This is a genomic window from Facklamia hominis CCUG 36813 (assembly GCF_000301035.1).
In the GTDB taxonomy this organism is placed as follows: Bacteria; Bacillota; Bacilli; order Lactobacillales; family Aerococcaceae; genus Facklamia; species Facklamia hominis.
This window is the reverse complement of the sequence record NZ_JH932292.1, coordinates 144,959-161,247: the sequence shown is the minus strand read 5'-3', so window position 1 is coordinate 161,247 and position 16,289 is coordinate 144,959. Positions and strand designations below refer to the sequence as shown.

The window sequence follows — 16,289 nt, the reverse complement described above, 5'->3', positions numbered from 1 at the left end:
CCTTACCTCCTTTAATCTGTAGCTCTTATATTTCCTGAATGCATGGGTAAGTTTGCTCAAAGAATCGTTGATACCAAACTAAAAATGCATAACAAACATACAATTTATGTCCATGGTCTGCTTTTCCTTCTTGATGTTCTTTTAATAAGTTCAATAGCGTGCCCACCTCAAAAAATTCCTGGGCTGTTTCCGAGGTGAAACGTTCTTCCATCTCATGATACCAATTACTTTCCTGCATCCACTTTCTAACTGGTGTGGGGAATCCTAATTTGGGTCGTTTAGCCCACTCCTCTGGTAAAACATCCTGGGCTACTTGACGCAAAGCGACCTTGGTTGTCTCATAATTAACCCGTTCCGAATTCTTTAAAGTGCGCGCTAAATGATACATTTCCTTATCTAAAAACGGCGTCCTTAATTCTAACGAATGAGCCATCGACATTTTATCCGCCTTTTGAAGAATATCATGCGGATTCCAAACTCTTAAGTCTAAGGATTGCATTTGATTTAGATCACTTTGACCCCTAAACTCTTCATAATAAGCCGATAATAAGTCATAAGGTGTTTCTTCTTTTCGATAACTTGCTTGTAGAACCTCATTAACATCATTTTCTTCAAAGACCTTTGATTGCCCCATAAATTTATGAGAAACATCCATCAAACTGCGCTTAGCCATCTGGCCGATTCGTCCGATTTGACCTTTCTTGTCAGCATATGGTACTAGACCTTTACGAAGAGATTTTGGAAGATGCCGCATTACTTTTTCTTCCATTTTTGAAGGTTTATACCATGTATACCCTGCGAAAAGTTCATCTGCTCCTTCTCCTGATAAGACGACTCGAACATCTTGAGCTGCTAATTTATTTAGAAACCATAATGGAATACAAGAATAATTCGCATCTGGTTCATCCAAATGGTAAAGAATTTCAGGCAATGCTTCAAGTGCTTCTTGACTTGACACATAATATGAGGCGTTCTCAATTGATAAATGTTCTGATAATTGTGCTGAAAAGGCCGTTTCATCAAATTGAGGATCTCTCAATTTAGAATTATCAGGATTTTCAAAGCCAACGGAGTAGGTTTTCACAGGATTACATAGACTCGTAATTAGACTGGAATCAACTCCACCAGAAAGAAAACTCCCAACTGGCACATCAGCAATTTTATGATAATCAATCGATTCGATGAGCGCATCTTTAATAGCTGTTTTGGTCTCCTCTTGACTTCTTGATTGATCTTCATATTCATCTCTAAAGTCGACTTCAGCAAAACGGAATTGCTCAACCAATTCACCATCTTTGAACTTCAGATATGATCCTTGAGGTATATGATATACCCCTTTAAAGAATGTTTCATTCATGGGATTATATTGGAACATAAGATATGGTCGCAATGCATCTTGATTTAGGCTTTCAATAAATAAAGGATAGTCTAAAAAGGATTTTATCTCTGAAGCAAACAATATAGAGTGATCCTGAGTATTTTTTGTATAGTATAAAGGTTTTATACCAAATTGATCTCTTGCTAATGATAATGTCCTCTCTTGACGGTCCCAAATAGCAATAGCAAACATACCCCTTAAACGAGCAAAAACTTGAGATCCCCATTCTTCAAAACCACGAATGATAACTTCTGAATCGGTTGTCGATATAAATTCATACCCTTTTGCTAGCAAGTCTTCTTTAATATCATGATAATTATAAATTTCACCATTAAAGACCATAACATAGCGCTCGTCTTGTGAATAAAAGGGCTGATTCCCTGCTTGGGAAAGATCGATAATTGCTAAGCGGCGAAAGCCTAATTGACAATAGTCATCTCTAAAATAACCCGCTGAATCAGGTCCACGGTGTTGGATACGGTCCAACATATTCTCTAGTACTTCTGATTCCAGTTCCAATTTTGTTTGATTAACAATTCCACAAAAACCACACATCAATAAAAACTCCTTCCAGTATAAACGGCACTCATCATTTAGCAATATATTCTAAAAATGATCCTCTTTGGCAAAAAGATAGGAACGATGATGATAACGCATCGACAAAATTAAACCTACACCGATCATATTTGAAATAATTGCTGAACCCCCTTGAGAAATAAAAGGCAGCGGAACCCCTGTAATCGGTAATAGTCCAATCGTCATTCCCACATTTTCTAGAACGTGAAACAATATCATTGAAATAACGCCTGAAGCAATATAGGTATAATATTCATTTTGCGTTTCAAAACAAGTTTGAACCATTTGGTAAATCAAGATAAAATACATTACCAAAATGAAAGAAGATCCTACAAATCCAAAGTTTTCACCGATCGTTGTAAAGATAAAGTCTGATTCTCTAACAGGGACCGGAACATTAGATACCCCAAATCCTTTACCACTTAATTGTCCCGAGCCTATCGATAAAAGGGACTGAACTAACTGATACCCTTCACCTGAAGTATCCTGAAAAGGTCTAATCCATGTTGTAATCCGACTTAGCTGATACGGTTTAAAACCTAACTTAAATAGTAACTCCGGGAAGAAAACCGCAAGGGCAATTAAACCTCCTCCTACTATACTAGCCATTAAAAAGCTAGGGACGAGAATTTTCCAAGAAATTCCCGATAACAAAATCATCCCTGCTAAAATTGATAACATAACCAAGTTGGTCCCTAAGTCGTTTTGCATTTGAACTAAAATCAATACTGGCGCTGTAGCTAATAAGAGCTTTCCTATTAATTGAAAGTCTGATCGAATTGTTCGTTGAGAAAAAAGACTATTATGATTAGTAATAATTTTTGCGAGAAAAATTATTAAAGCTGGCTTCATCACTTCGGAGGGCTGGAATGAGAAAGGTCCTACCGAAAACCAAGACTTAGCCCCTGTCTCAGCCGCAGTTGATCGATCATGAAAGAAGAATACCAGTACTAACAATATAAGCCCTAAAGCATACAAATAGTTCGATAATTTCCAATATTGTTCACTGTCAAATTGCATCACAGCAATCACCACTAAGGCTCCCACAGAATACCATAGCGCTTGCTGCAGAGTAGGGCCTAATCCTTGATTTTGAATAATCGCTGTTGTCGAATAAACAACAACTAGCCCAATTAGACAAATTATTAAGACGGTTAATATAATCCCATAGTCAATTCGATTATCATGATAATTAGCTAGACGTTTTTTCAGATTCATAGCGTCTCTCCTTTAGAGTTAAAATTCTTTCTTATCACAGGGCGTCAATTTTCCGGTTAAGTAGGGCCGGTACTGCCATTGAGGATCAAAGTCTATCGAATGAACTTGAAATTTCTTTTGTTGCTTCACTCGATACAACAATTCATCCGACGATATATGTTTGAAATCAAAAACTAATACATTCACATAGGCTCCAGCAAGTAATACAATCCCATTAAAATAGAGCCACATCAAAATAACAATCCCTACACCTAAAGCAGTATTAGACGATGCAGAAGGATTAAAGTGATTGATATATAGATCAAACAGTCGGCTAATTAAAGTAAAACCTATCATTGCCAGAACAGCTCCTGGGATTGAATCGACCCATCGACGATGATTATTCGGTAAATAAGTATATAACAAAACTAAACAAATAAACAAGACTAAGCTTGCTAAAAACCATCCTTGTTGAATAAGCGTTATGACTATATTCAAATTGATTAAAAGATACTGATTCAATTGTGTAATTAAATATTCACCAAACATAAAAATGAAGGAAGTAATTAAGGCGACCATCACAATTAACCAGGTAAATAGATAGGCAAATAAACGTTGAAACATAAAGTTCTTAGATCTTTCAATCTTATAAATTCGATGAAACACTCTCTGTAAAGTATTAAAAACTTGAGATGCTGGCCATAAAGAAAAGACCAACCCTAAAGAAAACGCCCCCGTTGAAGTATGATTTAAGTAGGATACCACAATAGGTATCACAACTTGTGCCACTTCACTTGGTAGTATATTTTTAAGTGTCACTGCCACTTCTTGAGGATTGGTTGGTAGTAATGCCAGAACATTGGTAAAAACCAAAAGTAACGGAATGATGGCTAATAGAATATAAAAAGTAAGTTCAGCAGCATAAGAAGTCAAATGACCTTGTCCAGAATTTAAGCGAAGTACATATATGAATTTCTTCAATGGATCCATCTTTGTTTTTTGACGCATCAATTAAGACTCTCCTTTAATCATTAACTCCTTAAGATTAACACAGTCATGAATAAAATGCACTGGATTCTCCTTATTCATAAATATTTCTTCCTTTTTTAGACAAGCCATCTGAAAAACACTATAATAATATATGAAAAAATAAGTAGGAGGTTTAACATGTCAAAAGGTGTCACTTTTTATTTTATGCGCCATGCTGAAACCTTTTTCAATCGAGAAAACCGAGTCCAAGGCTGGTCCAACGCTGAATTAACACCCCAAGGAATTGAAGACGCACTTGCCTCAGGTCGTGGTTTTTCTGACCTGCATTTTGATGCCGTTTATACAAGCGACTCCAAAAGAGCAATTGAAACAGCTGAATACTTCCTTTCTGTCAATCACTACCGTGATGACTATCAAATGAAACCCATGCAAGAATTACGGGAAGTAAATTTTGGTTCCTATGAAGGGCTGCCTTCCAGTAAATTATTTAACGATCTCAATGAAGCATTCCATCAAGATAGCCCATCTAAGGAGTCCTTTGTACTTCCTTATGATAGTCCACAAATCTTACGAATGATAAAACACCTCGATCCCAGTCATACCGCTGAAAACTATGTTGAATTTTGGCGCCGAGTTGAGTCAGGCTTATTAATTCTACTTAATAAACATGCTGGTACCAACCAAAATATCTTAGTGGTGAGTCACGGATGGACTATTCGAAATCTTATTCATGGTTTAGTAGCTGACTATGAAGTCGGAGAACCTTTAAAAAATGCATCCATATCAATCGTCGAATATATTGACGGTCAATTTCGATTAAAAGCAATAAACCAAGTCAACCATTTTGTTCATACACATTAATAAATAATAAATGATCAGATAACCGAGGAGAATAATAATGAAAATAGTTTTAACAGAACCTTTATCAATTGCCCCAGAGTATCTAGATCAACTAATTCAGCCTTATTTGGATCAAGGACATGAATTTATCTGCTATGATACAGTTAGTGATAATGATTCAGAATTGATTAGACGAACCCATGATGCAGACATTGTTTTGCTTGCCAACCATCCTTTTAGTGAAGAAGTTGTTGGTGACTTAGACAACTGTCAATATCTAAATATTGCGTTTACTGGTGTGGATCATGTCGCTGTTCAATCTGCCAAAAAGAAAAATATTCTACTATCAAACGCTTCTGGCTATTCTAATACTGCAGTCAGCGAATTAGTCATAGGTTTAACGCTAGATCTCTATCGAAACATCTCAAAACAAAATCAAATGATTCGCCAAGGGCATACCTTTTCTGGGCCTATCATGGGACAAGAAATCAAGGGGAAAACAGTAGCTATCTTAGGAACTGGAAAGATCGGCAGTCAAACAGCTGAACTATTCCACGCACTTGGAGCTAAACTTATCGCCTATGATCAATCGGAAAACGAAAATCTAAAACAAGCCCTCCCCATTCAATACTTATCGCTTGATGACGTGTTAAGCCAGGCTGATATTGTGACATTACACCTTCCATTGACGGATGACACTCACCATCTGATTAATCAGCAAGCATTGCAACAGATGAAAACTTCTGCCATATTAATAAACGCAGCAAGAGGTCCAATAATCGACCAAACGGCTCTTTGCCAGGCATTAGATCAAGGCCAAATTGCTGGTGCAGCTATTGATGTCTTTGATCAAGAACCCCCTCTTAATAATGATCACCCTTATTTTAAACCTGCTAACTTATTGCTCACCCCTCATATCGGCTACCTAACCCAAGAAGCAATGAATAAACGTGCCCAAATTGTCTTCAATAATTTGAAATCCTTCCTAGATGGCGAACCACAAAACCTCGTTTAATTATCAAAAGGACCTTGTCAATATGCTAATGCATTTGGCAAGGTCCTCTTAATTATAATAGTTAAAGTATGGCTTTTCCTTAACTTTTCGCTTTTCCATGTCCTACATCAAATATTTATTATTTTAGTAGAGATTTCTAATTACGTCAAAATGATCCTTGGACGCATGAATAGCTGGATCATTTCCAATAACAACGGTTCTAGCCTCTTTTAGACTGGTGTTTAGAGAATTGTATAAGCTTTTAAGATCTTCTAGTTGACAATTAATAATTTCCTTCTTAAGTTGACGTAAATCCTCCCAGTCACGTCCAGATAAAGCGAGTGCTAAAGCTGAGTATGCACGGTCTATCGGTGACTTTGGTGCTTCTAATTGTGAAATTGTTCCAATAATATCCTTTAATAAAGCTTCTTGCGAGAGGTTCAAATTAGCTACATAATCGGGAGTTGCTTTATAAATAGCTAAGGTTCTTTCAATATTAGGATCTCGGTATGAATAAAATCCAATTTGACCAAATCGATTATCTTGGAATCCTGCCCCATAGGCGCCTCCCTTAACACGTACCTCGTTCCATAAATATCCATAATTAAGTTCATTAGCTAATACATGATCGGCTCCTGTAAAGTCATTCGAATCAGGAGTTTTAGAGGCTAAAGCGACATAATTCACATCTTGAGCAGTGACAAAAGCTTCGTTTAATGACTCCCCGCAAGGATAATTAACAGTATTAGCTAACTCCAATGATTTAATTTTTTGTAGAGACTTTTCAATTTGTCCTTCAATATCTTCTTGATCCGAAGCTGGCCCTAGGAAAAGATATGAAAAGCGCTCTTTATTCAGTAGTTGCAGGTATACATCCTGAAGACGTTCAATAACCTTTCGCCAATCTTTGCCCTCAAGCTGAGTCTTTAGATTCTTTAAATAATTGTAATAATCAATTCCAGCTATGGCTTCTTGCAATTTTTTAACAGGATGAAATTGACTCAGTGCTCGATTTAAGGCCAGAGCGTTCGCTTGATAATTGATCGTCATTTGGAAACGCGAAATAGATTGATTAATTACTTTTAAAAGCTGATTTTTATCTTCAATTACGCTAGTCAACATTACTTCACTCATTAAATCGATCAAATATTGACGATAAATCTTAAGCCCTTTCGCTTGTAAAGTAAAATAAGGCAGTGGACGACCGTTTTCATCTTGATAAACTCGTAACCCAGCACTAATACCTCCGGTATAAATATCAATCTGTTTACGTAATTCTGAAGTTGAATAATTCTTAGTTGATAATTGAGTCAATAAACTCGCTAAGAATGACAAGTCACTATAAAAGTCCAAGTCTAAATCTGATAAGTCCCAAAAATATGTAAGATAATCAATTCCCGCCGTATATAGATCTACCTGATAACTTGACTGGCCAAAAGCTATCGAACTCCTTTTTAAGGGTGTTTCTTGAACGCTGGTAGATAAGTCCTCTTTAGTCAATGTTGGAATTTTTAATAGATCCTCGGGCTTGTCAGGGCTTGCTTGCCGTTCAATTAAGGACTGGGTATTTGCCACAAGTTCTTGGATCTGATCTTTGGTGAGTGAAGCTTTATAGTCTTGTAATTTTTGAAAAACTTCCTCTTCTTCACGATCACTTTTACCTGGATTCGCATTCAAAATAACTTCAACTCGGTGTGAATTGTTTAAAAATTTTTCCTGAATAAATGCTTCAAGATAACCTTCTTTAGCTTTTTGACGAATTTCTTCTAAGAGTAGACTCGATTCAAAAACACTGTAAGGGGATTGGCCATATAACCAAGTTTGGAAACTTGAAATGGCATAAATTACCCCTCTTGGATTAGACTCGGAAATAGCTCTTTCTTTAATAAAGAAGTCAAAACGGTTTAAAGCTGCCTCAATCAACTCAGGATCAATTTTTTGAATCACTAAATCAGATAAAACTTTATAAACTAATTCTTTAAAGGCAGGCATATTTTCGGCTTTAGCATATTTTCCTGTTACAGAGAATGATTGAACATATCCAGAAAAATCTAGCCCCCCTATCACATCACCTACTAATCCGGAATCTAATAAGGCTTTTTTCAATGGGGCCTCTTGATTGCCTAAAAGAATTTGTTCCAAGACTTCCAAGGTCGCCAACTCTATAACATCCTCAGCTTGACTAACATGCCAAGCTAAGGAAAGATAATCCTTATTTTGTGGATCATCTTTCCCAGCGATTGAATAATCACTAACCACTTCTTTGACCGATTGATCAGCCAGTTTAATTCGTAAATCAACCTTTTCAGACTGTTTTTCATAACGATCAAAATACTCCCCAAGCAAGTCAAGAGTTTGCTCTAAATTTAAATCTCCATATAACATTGTTAATGAATTACTTGGATGATAATATTTTTTATGAAAATCAACAAATTCTTCTTGCGTTAAACTAGGAATCGCTGCTGGAGTTCCACCAGACTCAAAAGCATAAATTGTATTAGGATACAATGCTTGATTAATCTTACGATTTAATTGCACTTCAGCTGAAGCCAAAGCTCCTTTCATTTCATTGAAGACAACTCCTTTATAAATCAAATTGTCTTCTGCTGATTCTAAATGATAATGCCATCCTTCTTGAGCTAATACTTGAGGATCTGTTCGGAAATTCGGTTCAAATACCGCATCTAAATACACAGAGATTAAATTCTTAAAATCCGCTTCATTAGTTGAAGCAACCGGATAAATTGTTTTATCGTCAAAGGTCATGGCATTCACAAAAGTATTCAATGATCCCTTGATTAATTCAACAAATGGCTCTTTACTTGGATATTTAACAGATCCATTTAGCACTGAATGTTCAATAATATGACAGATCCCATTATCCGAATAAGGTGGTGTCTTAAATCCAATGGTAAACGCTTTATTAGGATCATCATTTTTTATATAAAACACTTGAGCACCTGTTTCTTGATGCTCATATAGATAACCTTGACAATCAAGATCTATCAAATAATGTTGGTCGATTAAACTAAAAGTCATACTCTGCCTCCCAAATCTTTGAATAATTACGCCTTCTATTATCGCATAAGTGATTAACTATTTATAGTGAAATCCCTTTAAAGACATGTTAAACTAATTGAAAAGGAGGATAAACATGCTTAGTATTTTTATCACGACAGCATCAATGATGCTTTTAAGTTATATCATCCCTGGTGTTTCCGTCTCAACTGCTTGGGCTGCTTTAGGATTTGCGATCTGGTTGGCAATTTTTAATGCAACCATTGGACGTCTTTTAAAATTTATTGGCTGTGCGATTAACTTCTTAAGTCTTGGACTCTTTAATTTGATTATCAATACATGGATGATCAGATTAGCTGATCGTATGATTGACGGGATTGAAATTAAATCCTTCTTTACTGCCATGCTATTAGGCATCGCACTAAGCTTAATCGCTACCTATTTCTCTAATAAAGAAGCTCGTGAAAACTAAAAAAGAGCCACCCCGTGTATAGTTAGGGACCTCAAAGAAGCGGAATTTTACTTCCAACTTTTTCAAGTCACATTACACTAACACCAGGTGGCCTTTTTTTATTTGACTTTGGCGACAATAAGTTGATTGATATCTGTAATATTTTTTTGACTGGTGACCACGATCACCAGATCCCCAACTTGAATTACATCGTTTCCATCAGGAATAATATGTTCACCTTGACGATAGATCCCCGTCACTAAAGTGCCAGTTAAAAAGTTTAACGTTTTTAAATTAGCCGCAGTGATCTCACTTTCATTTAAAACCTCAAATTCCAAAGCCTCCATTAGTCCATCTGCTAACTGATAAAAATTTACTAAAGAAGAGTTTTGACTCGCTTTAAGAGAGCGTACCAAGCGAATGATCTTATCGGCCACAATTTTTTTAGGAGTAATAATAGTGTCTAAACCCAGATCATTAAATGGCTTGAGAAGATAAGGACGATCAATCTTAGTAATAACCTTTCGCATATTATGAGCCTTTGCATAAAGTGACACGATCATATTTTCCTCGTCATTTGAATTTAAAACGACAACCGCATCATATTCATCCATCCCCTCCTCATCCAATATACGTTGGTCAGTCCCATCGGCATGAATAATCTCAAACTGTGGATAAGCTAAGGCTAACTCATGACAGAGATGATAATTTTGTTCAATAACTTTAACTTGTTTTTTTCGAAGCCCTTTAGAAAAACGCTCTAAAAGATAATAGGTCATCTGCCCTCCTCCCACAATAAAAATTCGATTGGCGGAACGCCTTTGACCACCAAGAGAATTATATAAATGCCGTAAATTCTCTTTAGTTGCCGTAACATATACAATATCGCCCGATTGAACTCGGAAAGAACCATTAGGTATGGTAATTTTTCCCTTGCGATCCACCGCGCAAACAATAACTCGCAAATTTAATTCAGACCGCAACTCATCCAATTTTTTACCATCAATTAAACTGCCGGCTTGAACTGTGACACTCACAATTTGAAGTTTACCATCAGCAAACTCATCAATAGAATTCGCTGCTGGAAACGTTAAAATCTGATCGATTAACTTCACTGCATCCATTTCAGGATTAATCAATCGAGTTAACCCAATAGCCGATTTCATGAAATGAATATCTTCCAGATATTCAGGATTACGAACTCGACTAAAGACATAAGGAACCCCCTTATTTTCAGCAATAATTGAAGAAATAATATTAGCTTCATCCGATGAGGTCACCGCCACAAATAAATCTGCTGTCTCGACTCCAGCTTCCTCTAAAGTCTTCATGGAGGTTGCGGAACCAACAATTCCTTGAATATCGTAATGCGAGTACAAATCATCAACTATTGACTCATCCTTATCAATTAAAACAATATTAGTCTTCTCCCACAATGCTTCACAAACAGCACTCCCCACTTGTCCAGCACCACAGATTATAATTTTCATAATAAACTCCTTATCTCTTCTTCCAAATAGATGTATTGATCAATATTAATACAGGAAAAATCTCTAGACGTCCAATAATCATTAATACAGTCATCACTATTTTTGAAAAATCATTAAACTCACTAAAATTCATACGCGGCCCAACCCCGGAAAACCCCGGACCAATGTTATTTAGAGTGGCTGAAACAGCCGAGAAATCTGTTAAAAAGTCTCCTCGATCAAACGAAATTAAAAGCAATCCAGTGATAAAAATAAGCACATAAGTCCCTAAATAAATAAAGGTTTGTTTGATAAAGGCTTCTGAAATTGGATTTCGATCAATTGTTAATGGAAACACACGACGGGGTTGAATGGCTAACTTAATTTCACGTTTAATCGTTTTTAAATAAACGAGTAAACGTGAAATTTTTATACCACCTGCAGTAGACCCCGCCATCGATCCGGTAAACATCAATAACATAATAATCAATTTATTAATTAAGGGCCACTGATCAAAATCAACTGTTGCGTAGCCTGTCGTTGATACAATCGTCGTCACCGTAAAGAGACTATCTCTAAATAATGGTTCTACGTGATGATAGTTCGTTGAAATATTGATCATAATGAGTATTAAACTGATCAAGACAAGACCTAGATATAGTCGAAATTCTTCATTCTTAAAGATCGTCTTAAATTGTTTATTCAGTAAAAAATAATACAAATTAAAGTTTATTCCAAATAATAGCATAGCAATCGATAAAATATACTCTACAGCCGGATTATTAAAATGCGCAATACTTAAAGCTTTATTTGAAAATCCTCCTGTCCCAGCCGCACCAAAAGCATGGATCATTGCATCAAATAAATTCAAACCTGACAACCATAATAAAATAATGAAAATTAATGTCATACCTAAATAAATTCGGTAATTAATTCGTGCAGTATTCTTATTTTTTGCAACTAATTTTCCAAATTGTGGTCCAGGTACCTCTGCCTTCATAATATTTACTGATCCTTCTCCTTGTTGAGGAGCAAAGGCAAAAGCAAATACTAAAATTCCCATCCCGCCAATCAAATGAGAGAATGACCGCCAAAATAGCATAGACTGGCTAAGTTCTTCAACGTTTTCCAAAATCGATGATCCAGTAGTTGTAAAACCCGAAGCCATCTCAAAGCAGGCATCAACGAGTGAAGGGATTTGTCCAGAAAACACAAAAGGTAATGCTCCAAAAAAAGACAATGCGAACCAAGATAAAGAAGTAATGGCCAACCCTTCTTTTAACGTATAGCCATTCTTTTTAGGTTTTAATTGATACGATAAAAAAGATACAACGATTAATATTATAATCGTTATTAAAAAAGCTTGTAGATTAAGCCAGTTTTCACGATAAATAACAGCAACAACCATTGGTAAAATTAATAATAGTGCTTCAATGAAGCATAACTTACCAATGAAACTGAACACTAATTTTTTATTCATACTTTCTCCTTCATGTCGTCAGTAGCTATAGTCTATCACTTTCTCAAGATATTTGAAATCCATCAGTCAGTTTTATAGATTATATAAAAAGACCATTAATTATGAAAGTTCTATGAAAATTAAATTATTTTAATCATCTTTCCCATTCTTCCATCAATAAATGGTACAATATTCTTGATAATTTTTTTAAAGGAGGAATTCATAATGAATTTCAAAAAGATGTTAACAGCAGGTTTAAGTGCTTGTTTAGGCCTAGCAATGGCTATAACACCACTTACTCATGCACAAGATGCAACTACGGTTAAAGAACTGACCGTTCAATTCGTTCCTTCTCGAGATCCAGAAGAAATTATGACCGAAACAGAACCTCTTAAAAATCTTCTTAAAGATGAACTAGCAAAATTAGGTTTTAATGTTGAAAATATTGACATCTCTGTTGGAACGAGTTATGAAGCAACCGGGGAAGCCTTAGCAGCTGGTACCGTTGATATCGGTTTTATTCCTGGTGGAACCTATGTTCTTTATGATGATGGTGCAGACGTAATTTTAACGGCGACTAGAGAAGGATTGTCTAATGATTCTGAAAACGCCAAAGACTGGAATGATAATAAGCCAACTGAAAAATCAAGTGAACAAGTAACCTACTATCGCGGTCTCTTCCTTGCTGGACCTTCTGAAAAAGGACGGGCCTTAGCTGAAAAAGTTAATAATGGTGAAGCTTTAACTTGGGATGATTTAAACAATGTAAATTGGTCTGTGATGGGTACCTCTTCACCAGCAGGATATATCTACCCTTCCCTATATCTATCGAAAAACTATGACGGTAAGACAATTGCCGACCTTAATTCAGCTGTTCAATCCGATTCATACGCTTCCGCATTTAGCCGTTTAGCTACTGGTCAAGTCGATGTCTTATTAACCTATGCTGATGCACGGATGGATTATGAAGACCAATGGCAAAAAGAATTTGGCGGAAAAAATGATATTTGGACCGATGTTGATGTTATCGCGGTAACAGACGGTATGATGAACGATACGATTTCGGTTTCTAAGAATTCTGATCACCTGACACCTGAATTAATTGAAGCTATTCAAGAAGCGATGATTAATATTAGTAAAACAGAAGAAGGTCAAAAAGTCATCGCAGTCTATTCTCACCAAGGATACTCGAAAGCAAAATCTGAAGACTACGATACAGAAAGACAAGCTCAAAAGTTCCTACGTGACATGAAATAATTTATTAGCTAGTCTTGACAGAGACCTTAGAATGAATCATATTATGATACATCTAAGGTCTTTTTTAATACCTATTTGAAGGAGGAAATTTGATTGATCGAATTTACAAATGTGGATAAAGTCTATCCAGGTGGATATAAGGCTTTGAGTAATATTAACTTAACTATCGAAGATGGGGAATTTGTCGCAATCATCGGTCGTTCAGGTGCTGGAAAGTCGACTTTTATACGTACTATTAATAAAATGCATGATATCAGTCAGGGACAGCTAAAAGTTAATGGGGTTGATGTTAGTCAACTAAAAGGCCGTGAATTAAGAGCTTTTCGACGAAATATTGGAATGATTTTTCAACATTTTAACCTAGTTGATAGAATCTCTGCCCTAAATAATGTACTAACTTCTTTTGTTCCTGATCTAAATCCTGCTCAAAAAATATTTGGTCTCTATACCGAAGATATGAAACTTCGTTCACTGGAAGCACTTGATTCAGTGGATATTCTAGATAAAGCTTTTACAAGAACGGACCAGTTATCTGGCGGTCAAAAGCAACGTGTTGCTTTAGCGCGAACGATCGTGCAACATCCTCAAATTATACTAGCCGATGAACCCATCGCCTCTTTAGATCCAGTTACTGCAAAACAAGTTATGACCTATTTTAAAGACTTAAACAAGAAGCAAAATATGACCATCCTTTTAAATATCCACGATGTTGAAATGGGGCTTGCTTATGCTAGTAAAGTTCTTGGTATCAAAGATGGACAAGTTGTCTTTTATGATGACCCACAGAAGGTTACTCCACAAGTTTTAAATGAGATCTATGAAAATAATCCGATAGATCAAGATTTGGCTTAGGAGGTAGAAAAATGACCTTATACGATAAAATATTCAAGCCAAAAAACTATCAATTATCCAATGGTAAAATGATTCAAGAAAAAAAGAGTCGAACGCCTCTATATTTATTATTAACAATTATCATCTTAATCATTGCATTAAAAGTCACTGAATTTTCCTTAGAGACCATCCTCTCCAAAGGGAAAAATGTCATAGTTATGCTTGAAGCCATGTTTCATCCTGATTGGGATTACCTTCCCAAAGTTATAGAACCACTTTTCGACACCCTGAAGATGTCATTTTTTGGTTCTTTCATCGGTTCTCTTCTTGCCTTACCCGCCGCCTTCTTAGCAGCTAACAACATGGTAAAAGTCCCTTTGATAAATTGGTTAATAAAACTTCTTTTTACCTTGATTCGTACCATTCCAACTCTTGTATCTGCATTAATTGCTACCTACATTTTTGGTTTGGGGACTCTCGCCGGAACGGTCGCAATTTTCCTTTTTTCATTCTCATATATCGGTAAAATCATGTATGAAGAAATTGAAACCGTTAATATGGGAGCCCATGAAGCGATGATATCAATGGGATTTTCAGAATCATCGGCCTTTTTAAAAGGAATTATCCCATTGATCATGCCAACTTATATCTCCACATCGCTCTTCAATTTCGAAGGAAACGTCCGTTATGCTTCAATTTTAGGCTATGTGGGCGCCGGGGGGTTAGGTTTACTGATTAATGAAAATATAGGTTGGCGAGATTATGAGCGCGTTGGAACTATTTTATTTTCCTTATTAATCACCGTCTTTATTATTGAACAAATTAGCCGGTACTGTCGGCATAAATTAAGTTAGGAGGTATATTATGACTCAAAAGTTTACAGAAGTATTAAAGAATGAGCCGAATTTTCGTCTCATCCAAAGCTGTTTAACTCTGATCGTGGTCATCCTCTTGATCTGGTCCTCATCAGTCGTTGATTTTTCGAATTACAGCCAAAACGGTTGGCAAGTGGCCTTAAATATTATCAAAGGAATATTTACACCTAGCCTTGATATGTTAGCTGATTTTTCAACCAAGGGTATTTGGTTTCTGCTTTTTGAAACCATCTGTATTGCAATAATTGGAACACTTATCGGTGGAATTTTATCACTACCTTTAGCCTTTTTTGCAGCACCAAATATCGTCCCTCGATGGTTAGCTTTTATTGTCAATTTTTTAATCATGATGATCCGTACCATCCCTGCAATTGTCTATGGACTGATGTTTATCCGAGTTACAGGACCAGGCCCATTTGCTGGTGTTCTTACAATGACCTTTACCTCGATCGGAATGTTAACGAAACTTTTTTCAGAAAGCATTATGAATATAGATCGATCTGTGATTGAAGCTTTTACTGCAATGGGTGCTAATACCTGGGAAAAAATCCGATTTGGTATTGCCCCACAATTATCTGCTTCGTTTTTATCGACTTTAATTTATCGATTTGATATGAATATTCGAGATGCAACAACACTCGGGTTAGTAGGTGCAGGAGGGATAGGGGCACCGCTTATGTTCGCAATTAACTCCTATCGTTGGAATCAAGTTGGTGCCATATTGCTCTCCTTAATCTTATTAGTTATTCTTGTTGAATATGCTTCGACTCGTATTCGAAGCTATTTAGCATATGGGCATCGATAATAGTTTTCGCTTAAAATCAATTTTATAAAAATAGTGATAGGCTCTCTCTAATGTCGTTTTACTTGTCTTAGTATCGACTTTAGGGGGAGCTTTTTTAGTTATGTGTGTTAAAGCATTATCTATCTATTTAACAGAGATGACCAACTCTG

At 36.1% G+C, this 16,289-nt stretch carries 13 protein-coding genes; 7 read left to right on the top strand and 6 right to left on the bottom strand.

The genetic code is table 11. From position 1 onward, the window contains the following. Positions 1–25: 25 nt before the first annotated feature. Genes asnB through HMPREF9706_RS00815 form a run of 3 tightly spaced genes read right to left on the bottom strand, consistent with a single transcriptional unit; the run spans position 26 to position 4,159 of the window. Complete coding sequence (gene asnB, locus HMPREF9706_RS00825; RefSeq protein ID WP_006907444.1) at positions 26–1,933, bottom strand: asparagine synthase (glutamine-hydrolyzing); 1,908 nt, start codon at positions 1,931–1,933, stop codon at positions 26–28. A 51-nt stretch (positions 1,934–1,984) separates the two neighbouring features. Continuing rightward, entirely contained in the window at positions 1,985–3,172 is a 1,188-nt protein-coding gene (locus HMPREF9706_RS00820) for an FtsW/RodA/SpoVE family cell cycle protein (protein WP_006907443.1), read from the bottom strand. A gap of 18 nt (positions 3,173–3,190) precedes the next feature. Next, positions 3,191–4,159, bottom strand: coding sequence for a YihY/virulence factor BrkB family protein (locus HMPREF9706_RS00815; protein WP_006907442.1), 969 nt, complete (start codon positions 4,157–4,159; stop codon positions 3,191–3,193). Positions 4,160–4,318: 159 nt separating this feature from the next. Here HMPREF9706_RS00815 and HMPREF9706_RS00810 point away from each other — a divergent pair, with 159 nt between their 5' ends. Both HMPREF9706_RS00810 and HMPREF9706_RS00805 read left to right on the top strand, forming a co-directional pair. Then, positions 4,319–5,002, top strand: coding sequence for a histidine phosphatase family protein (locus HMPREF9706_RS00810; protein ID WP_006907441.1), 684 nt, complete (start codon positions 4,319–4,321; stop codon positions 5,000–5,002). A 37-nt stretch (positions 5,003–5,039) separates the two neighbouring features. Beyond that, entirely contained in the window at positions 5,040–5,996 is a 957-nt protein-coding gene (locus HMPREF9706_RS00805; protein WP_006907440.1) for an NAD(P)-dependent oxidoreductase, read from the top strand. 123 nt (positions 5,997–6,119) lie between these two features. On the opposite strand, the gene HMPREF9706_RS00800 is transcribed toward HMPREF9706_RS00805, so the two are convergent. Further along, positions 6,120–9,014 carry an insulinase family protein gene (locus tag HMPREF9706_RS00800; protein WP_006907439.1) on the bottom strand — a complete coding sequence of 965 codons (2,895 nt, stop codon included), beginning with the start codon at positions 9,012–9,014 and terminating at the stop codon, positions 6,120–6,122. 115 nt (positions 9,015–9,129) lie between these two features. Between HMPREF9706_RS00800 and HMPREF9706_RS00795 the strand changes: the two genes are divergently transcribed. Next, the gene (locus HMPREF9706_RS00795) at positions 9,130–9,465 is read left to right on the top strand and encodes a phage holin family protein (RefSeq protein ID WP_006907438.1); all 336 of its coding nucleotides are present in this window, start codon (positions 9,130–9,132) and stop codon (positions 9,463–9,465) included. Between the two features lie 98 nt (positions 9,466–9,563). Here HMPREF9706_RS00795 and trkA read toward each other — a convergent pair whose 3' ends face one another. Together trkA and HMPREF9706_RS00785 are read right to left on the bottom strand one after the other, a co-directional pair. Further along, positions 9,564–10,934 carry a Trk system potassium transporter TrkA gene (gene trkA, locus HMPREF9706_RS00790; protein WP_006907437.1) on the bottom strand — a complete coding sequence of 457 codons (1,371 nt, stop codon included), beginning with the start codon at positions 10,932–10,934 and terminating at the stop codon, positions 9,564–9,566. A gap of 10 nt (positions 10,935–10,944) precedes the next feature. Then, entirely contained in the window at positions 10,945–12,393 is a 1,449-nt protein-coding gene (locus HMPREF9706_RS00785; protein WP_006907436.1) for a TrkH family potassium uptake protein, read from the bottom strand. A 204-nt stretch (positions 12,394–12,597) separates the two neighbouring features. Between HMPREF9706_RS00785 and HMPREF9706_RS00780 the strand changes: the two genes are divergently transcribed. The 4 genes from HMPREF9706_RS00780 to phnE (HMPREF9706_RS00765) all read left to right on the top strand — a co-directional run bounded on the left by HMPREF9706_RS00780 (position 12,598) and on the right by phnE (HMPREF9706_RS00765) (position 16,140). Then, on the top strand, positions 12,598–13,629 hold the full coding sequence (locus tag HMPREF9706_RS00780) for a phosphate/phosphite/phosphonate ABC transporter substrate-binding protein (protein WP_006907435.1): 1,032 nt from the start codon (positions 12,598–12,600) through the stop codon (positions 13,627–13,629). Between the two features lie 93 nt (positions 13,630–13,722). Further along, positions 13,723–14,481, top strand: a complete 759-nt coding sequence (gene phnC, locus HMPREF9706_RS00775; protein ID WP_006907434.1) for a phosphonate ABC transporter ATP-binding protein — start codon at positions 13,723–13,725, stop codon at positions 14,479–14,481. A gap of 11 nt (positions 14,482–14,492) precedes the next feature. Further along, entirely contained in the window at positions 14,493–15,314 is an 822-nt protein-coding gene (gene phnE, locus HMPREF9706_RS00770; protein WP_006907433.1) for a phosphonate ABC transporter, permease protein PhnE, read from the top strand. Positions 15,315–15,324: 10 nt separating this feature from the next. Next, a complete protein-coding gene (gene phnE / locus HMPREF9706_RS00765) occupies positions 15,325–16,140 on the top strand; it encodes a phosphonate ABC transporter, permease protein PhnE (RefSeq protein WP_006907432.1) in 816 nt (271 codons plus the stop codon). The last annotated feature ends 149 nt before the right edge of the window (positions 16,141–16,289 follow it).

Coding starts and splice junctions, on each gene's coding strand:
- HMPREF9706_RS00780 (WP_006907435.1), top strand. CDS start 12,598: ATGAATTTCAAAAAGATGTTAACAGCAGGTTTAAGTGCTTGTTTAGGC.
- phnE (WP_006907432.1), top strand. CDS start 15,325: ATGACTCAAAAGTTTACAGAAGTATTAAAGAATGAGCCGAATTTTCGT.
- HMPREF9706_RS00800 (WP_006907439.1), bottom strand. CDS start 9,014: ATGACTTTTAGTTTAATCGACCAACATTATTTGATAGATCTTGATTGT.
- HMPREF9706_RS00815 (WP_006907442.1), bottom strand. CDS start 4,159: ATGCGTCAAAAAACAAAGATGGATCCATTGAAGAAATTCATATATGTA.
- HMPREF9706_RS00810 (WP_006907441.1), top strand. CDS start 4,319: ATGTCAAAAGGTGTCACTTTTTATTTTATGCGCCATGCTGAAACCTTT.
- HMPREF9706_RS00795 (WP_006907438.1), top strand. CDS start 9,130: ATGCTTAGTATTTTTATCACGACAGCATCAATGATGCTTTTAAGTTAT.
- asnB (WP_006907444.1), bottom strand. CDS start 1,933: ATGTGTGGTTTTTGTGGAATTGTTAATCAAACAAAATTGGAACTGGAA.
- HMPREF9706_RS00785 (WP_006907436.1), bottom strand. CDS start 12,393: ATGAATAAAAAATTAGTGTTCAGTTTCATTGGTAAGTTATGCTTCATT.
- trkA (WP_006907437.1), bottom strand. CDS start 10,934: ATGAAAATTATAATCTGTGGTGCTGGACAAGTGGGGAGTGCTGTTTGT.
- phnE (WP_006907433.1), top strand. CDS start 14,493: ATGACCTTATACGATAAAATATTCAAGCCAAAAAACTATCAATTATCC.
- HMPREF9706_RS00805 (WP_006907440.1), top strand. CDS start 5,040: ATGAAAATAGTTTTAACAGAACCTTTATCAATTGCCCCAGAGTATCTA.
- HMPREF9706_RS00820 (WP_006907443.1), bottom strand. CDS start 3,172: ATGAATCTGAAAAAACGTCTAGCTAATTATCATGATAATCGAATTGAC.